The organism is Pseudoxanthomonas sp. LjRoot204_2 (assembly GCF_056175765.1).
Window position 1 is genome coordinate 1 of record NZ_JBGFFG010000230.1, and the last position, 5,491, is coordinate 5,491.

Here is a 5,491-nt window from a genome sequence, read left to right on the forward strand (position 1 = left end):
TCAGTGTGGGCATACGCGATGGCCTGCTGCCGGTTGCCGCGTTGCCAGACAAGCCAGGCACGATGCGCCCAATGACCGGATGCATCCGGTGCAAGCTCACAGGCCCGCTCGGCGTGCTCCGCAGCCCGACTCGGCTCGCCCCACAGGTCGTACAGTCGCGACAGTGCGACGTGCGCGTATGAGAACTCTGGTTCCAACGCCAATGCGGTCTTGAGGTGTTCTTCGGCCGCACGGAAATCGCGTGATGCCGTCAGTACGACGCCCTGCGCCAAGTGCGCGAATCCCGCTTCGGGGTCCAGGGTTGCAGCCAGGCCGGCCTCCGACCGTGCGGCATGCAAGCGCTTGCGACGGACGAGGCAGAGGGCGAGCAGTGCATGCGCATCTGCATCGTCCGGGTGCTCGCCCAAGAACCGCGTCAGCAGATCGATGCTAGCGTCGATCTGGCCGTTGTCGTACAGGCGCTGGGCGCGCTCCATCAGGTGATGCTGGCTCATCGCAGCATTCCGCCAAGCAGCGGGTGCAGCTCGGTGCTGGCGAGCAACGGCCTTGCCAGCAGGCCCAGCAGAACCAGTGTCGGCAGGCCGTTCGCGGACTCACCCCCGTGGTAGGTCCACAGTTCGTGCGGCCGCAGTTGGAGCATGTAGATCATGTAGGCCAGCGTGATCTTGAGGGCGAGCAGCGACAAAGCGGCATAGCGGAGTTGCCGGGGGTCCAGCCATGCCTGCGAAGCCGCGACGCCCAGGAACAACAACAGCAGGGCGCTGCCGAGTAACGCGGCTGCGACGTATAGCCACTCGCGTGTGCGGGTGGGGCTGCCGAGGGCCGCGCTGTTGAAGGCGAACCACGCAAGTCCGACGCCGCGGCCGGCCAGCATCAACGCGAGCAGGGGCCACATCGGGTCGACGGCGAACCGTGAGAGCCCCGACGGCAGCGGTTCGTCGGGAAGTCGATAGCGTGCCTGCATCATCCATGATCCTTGAGGAAGTCGAGCACCGCGTCGTACTGCCCGCCCTGGTTGGCGTAGCGGGCGTGGTTGCGGGCCGTGGTCAGCCATTCCAGCGTGGTCGGACGGACCTGCTGGAGGGCGGCGCCGATGTGTGCCATCGATATCGGCACTTCCAGCCCGCGTTCGATCGACTGCTCGATTGCCTCGTCCGCYGCGCTGTCGACGATGTTGCGCAGATCCGCGCCTGAGAACGCAGACGTTCGCTTCGCGACCTCCTTCGCGTCGATGTCTTCCGATCCGGGACGCTCCGCCAGCAAGCGTTCCAGGATCGTGCGTCGCGCAGCCAGGTCCGGCGGCGGCACGAACAACACGCGGTCGAAGCGGCCGGAGCGACGGAAGGCCGGATCTACCGCCCAAGGTACATTCGTTGCGCCGAGAATCAGTACGCCTTCGTTCTTCTGCGCGAAGCCATCGAGTTCAGTCAGGAACTGGCTGACAAGTTTGGCCGACGTCGCCTCGCGGGCATGCTGGCGCTTGCCGCCAAGCGCTTCGATCTCATCGAAGAACAGAACGGCGGGCGCCGTGCGGCGTGCCTGCTCGAAGATCGCATGAAGCTTGCGCTCGGATTCGCCGATGTACATGTCGAGCACATCGGTGACGTCGACGTTGTAGAAGCGTGCGCCGCATTCGCCAGCGGTCGCGCGCGCCAGCAGCGTTTTGCCACAGCCGGGAGGACCGTACATCAGGATGCCGCCGCCCGCCTGGCGCTTGAAACGCTGGAACAGCGAAGGCTTGAGGAATGGGGTGATGATGCGCCGGCGGATTTCCTGCTTGACCGCCTCCAGTCCGCCGACGTCGTCGAACACCACCCGTGCCGCCGCAGGCTGCAGCAGCCGGGATGCATCCAGCGCATCGGTATCGTCGTTGGCCAGGCTGGGCACGGGCTCGCGGCCGCGAGCCGCGCCGAATGGCACGATCTTTCCGGTCAGGCGCGCGCTCAGTACCGGATCATCGAGCGTGGGGTTGAGGGCGAGCGCACGGCGATATGCGTCGCTCGCCTCGGATAGGTGGCCACCATCGGCCAGCCGTCGCGCCTCTTCCAACAGGTCCTCGGCAGGATCCGGCGCTTCCAGGCGTTGACGGAGATCAATACGGTCGCAGGCCGCGAGCAATGAGCGCGCCGCACGTCGTTGCGCCGCGTCCATGTCGAGGTCGCCGCAGAGGTCCAGCAAGCGCACGAGTGCCGTGCTCTCTTGTCGCTCAAGGCATGCCTGCAGCACCACGGCACGCAGGGCGAGGTTCTCCGGGCTGGCGTGCAGCGCCGCGAACAGGCCATCAAGGGGAATCGTCGTCATCCGGTTACGGCGATAGGGGCAGTCCGCAGCATAGCCCAGCGGAGGGGGTCATTTCAGGGGAGGGGTGAGCAATCCACCATGGCGTCGGCGGGAGCGACGTAAACAGAAACGGCGCGGAGATTCCGCGCCGTTCCGTTATCCGGCTGACGCAGGCTCAGCGCCAAATCTTGACCTGATCCGCCTCCTTGGCCTGCATCGGCTGGCCGGCCTTGCAGGTGAACGCCTGTGCGAAGGACGGTTGCTGGGTCAGCGGGCCGTTGGCGCGCCACTGGCCCGGGGCGTGCACGTCCACGGCGGCACGCTGTGCGGCTTGGGCTTCCGACAGATTCTGTGCCCACAGCGTGGCCCACGCCTTGTAGAAGGACTGCTTGGCGGCGGCGTTGGCCTGCGGCTCGGCGGTGGCGAAGGCATCCCATGCGAGTTCGACGCCGGCAAGGTCGGCCAGGTTCTCGTCGCGCGTCAGCGCACCGTTGACCTTGACGTTCTTGAGATCGGGGAAGGCATAGGCGTTGTACTGCGCGACCACCTTGTCGCCCAGTGCGTTCCACGCCGCGACATCGGCGGGCGTCCACCAGTCGCGCAGCTGGCCCTTGGCGTCGACCATGCGGCCCTTCACGTCGAAGCCGCGGCTCAGCTCGTGGCCGACCAGCGCGCCGAACGCGCCGTACTGCACGGCGGCCGGCTGCTTCGCGTCGAAGATCTCTTCCTGCAGCACGGCCGCGGTGACGATCAGGCGGTTCTGCGCCAGGTCGTAGGCCAGCGCCGGCTGCTGAGGCAGCACGTCCCAGCGGCGGTCGGCGTTGCCCTTGCCGATGCGCTTCATCTCCTCGCGATGGCGCCAGGTCGAGGCGATCAGGATGTTGCCGCCGAAGCTGCCGCGACCCATCGGCTGCACGCTGTAGTCGAGATCGCGCCTCGGCGTGCCGACTTCGATCTTCAGCTTGTCGAGCTTGGCCTTGGCTTCGGCCTTGGCGGCGTCGCTCAACCACGTGCTGCGCTCGATGCCACGGCCCAGCGCATCGCGCACCTGGCCCGCGATCTGTTCCGCGCGGCGCTTGTGGTCGGCGGGCACGTAACGTTCGGCGTATTCCTTGCCCAGCATCGGGCCTGCGGCCAGGTTGATCGCATCCAACACCTGGCGCCAGCGCGGCGCCGGCGCGGTTTCGCCCCGCAGCACGCGGCCACGGAAGTCGAACTCGGCGTCGCGGAACGGCTTGGCAAGGTACGGCGCCATCGCATCGCCGACGCGCCAGCGCAGGTAGGCCTTCCACTGCTCGGGCTTGAGGCCGCCGACCAGGCTGTCGAGGCGCTTGAACAGCGCCGGATCGGCCATCGACACGGTGTCGTCGCTGACGCCCTGCGCTTTCAGGAACGCATCCAGCTGCAGGTTGCGGTACTGCTTGCCGAGTTCCTTGGTCGGCACCGGCGCATAGTTGGCGAACGGGCTGCGCAGGTCGACCAGCGGCTTGGAGACCTGCGCCAGTTTGGTTTCCACGTCGAGCACCAGCGCCGAATCGGCATCCAGGCGGGCGGAGGGCGTGCCGGTGAGCGCGAGCACCTGCTTCACGTAGGTGCGGTAGCGRCCGAGCAGTTCGCGCGTGTCCGCGTCGGTACGGGTGTAGTAGGCCGGATCGGGCAGGCCCAGGCCGCCCTGCATGAAGTAGCCGATGTGGCGGTCCAGCGCCTGCAGGTCCACGTCGGGACTGAAGTTGAAGGCAACCGGCACGCCGACCTGGTGCAGCGCGGCGATGGCCGGCGCGACGTCCTTCGGCTTCTTGATGGCATTGATGCGGTCCAGCAGCGGCGCGATCGGCTTGGAGCCGTCGGCCTCCACCGCCGCTTCGTCCAGGCCGCTGGCCCAGAAGTCGCCCAGCAGCTTCTGCACGTTGCCTTGTGGTGCCCTCATGGCGGCATCGAGCAGGGCGCGCTGCTGATCCAGCGTGCGTTCGCGGAAGGCGCCCAGCACGCTCACTGCACCGGCCTCGGCGGACGCCGGATTCTTCTTCAGCCAGTCCGCATTGGTGGCGCTGTAGAAGTCCGTGCACTGTGCGCTCACCRCAGGAGCGGCATTGCGCTTCTTGCGCTGCGCATCGGCATCCGGGACACCCAGGGCGATGACAAGGGCGAAGGCGATCAGGGTGGGGCGGCCGAAGACGTGGCGCGGGCTGGGCATCAGGACTGTCCGGAGTTCAGGGGTCGGGCGATTCTAGCAAGGCAGCCGTCCATGCCCCGTGCGGGATCGACGGGAATCCCGCCGCAGGTGGCGACTTTTGCGGGCCCGTGTCACAGCTCGGCGATCCGAGGGGTACGGGCCAGCCCCCGCAAAAGGAAAGGCCCGGACATGCCGGGCCTTCCTCACGCGCGAAGTTGCGTGTCGTTACCAGATGACGACCTGCTGGTCGCCGCCGCGCACCATCGCATCGCCTGYCTTGCACGAGAACGCCGCAGCGAACGTGGGCAGGTTCGACGGCGCACCGATGGCGCGGAACTGCGCCGGGGCGTGTTCGTCGGTGGCGATGCGGTTCTTCAGCTCTTCCGGCGTGAAGTTGCGGCGCCACACCGTGGCCCAGTTGAGGAAGAAGCGCTGGTCGCGGGTCAGTCCGTCGGTCATCGCGTCCGGCGTACCCTCGGTGGCCTTCTTCATCGCGTCGTAGGCCGTGGCCAGGCCACCCAGGTCGGCGATGTTCTCGCCCAGCGTGTGGTTGCCGTTGATCTTCTGGCCGTCGTCCGTGCGGTAGCCATCGAACTGCGCCACCAGCTTGCCGGTGAGCGCCTTGAAGCCCTTGGAATCGGCATCGCTCCACCAGTTCTCGAACTTGCCGGTCGGTCCGAAGCGGCTGCCCTGGTCGTCGTAGCCATGGGTCATTTCGTGGCCGATCACCGCGCCGATGCCGCCGTAGTTCATTTCATCCGTGGCGCTCGGGTCGAAGAACGGCGGCTGCAGGATGGCGGCCGGGAACACGATCTCGTTCTGGAACGGGTTGTAGTACGCGTTGACCATCTGCGGCGGCATGCCCCATTCGGTCTTGTCCACGGGCTTGCCGATCTTGCCCAGGTCGAACTTGTAGTTGAACTCCTGCGCGGCCAGCACGTTGCCGATGTAGCTGTCGCGGCTGGTCGCCAGACCGGCCCAGTCGCGCCACTTGTCGGGGTAGCCGATCTTCGTCGTGAACGCCGCCTGCTTCTCCAT

Annotated in this window: 5 protein-coding genes; all 5 read right to left on the reverse strand. The window is 67.0% G+C overall.

The genetic code is table 11. From position 1 onward, the window contains the following. On the reverse strand, nucleotides 1–476 hold a 476-nt coding region (locus AC04L7_RS11590), incomplete at its 3' end, for a tetratricopeptide repeat protein (protein WP_475513050.1). 14 nt (nucleotides 477–490) lie between these two features. Continuing rightward, complete coding sequence (locus tag AC04L7_RS11595) at nucleotides 491–967, reverse strand: hypothetical protein (RefSeq protein ID WP_435999769.1); 477 nt, start codon at nucleotides 965–967, stop codon at nucleotides 491–493. Next, nucleotides 964–2,301: an ATP-binding protein gene (locus AC04L7_RS11600; protein ID WP_435999767.1), complete on the reverse strand. Its 1,338-nt coding sequence runs from the start codon at nucleotides 2,299–2,301 to the stop codon at nucleotides 964–966. The genes AC04L7_RS11595 and AC04L7_RS11600 overlap by 4 nt, the downstream gene beginning before the upstream one ends. A gap of 154 nt (nucleotides 2,302–2,455) precedes the next feature. Continuing rightward, nucleotides 2,456–4,474, reverse strand: a complete 2,019-nt coding sequence (locus AC04L7_RS11605; protein ID WP_475513051.1) for a M13 family metallopeptidase — start codon at nucleotides 4,472–4,474, stop codon at nucleotides 2,456–2,458. Nucleotides 4,475–4,678: 204 nt separating this feature from the next. After that, the coding region (locus tag AC04L7_RS11610; RefSeq protein WP_475513052.1) for a M13-type metalloendopeptidase at nucleotides 4,679–5,491 on the reverse strand (813 nt) is incomplete at its 5' end.

Coding starts and splice junctions, on each gene's coding strand:
- AC04L7_RS11595 (WP_435999769.1), bottom strand. CDS start 967: ATGATGCAGGCACGCTATCGACTTCCCGACGAACCGCTGCCGTCGGGG.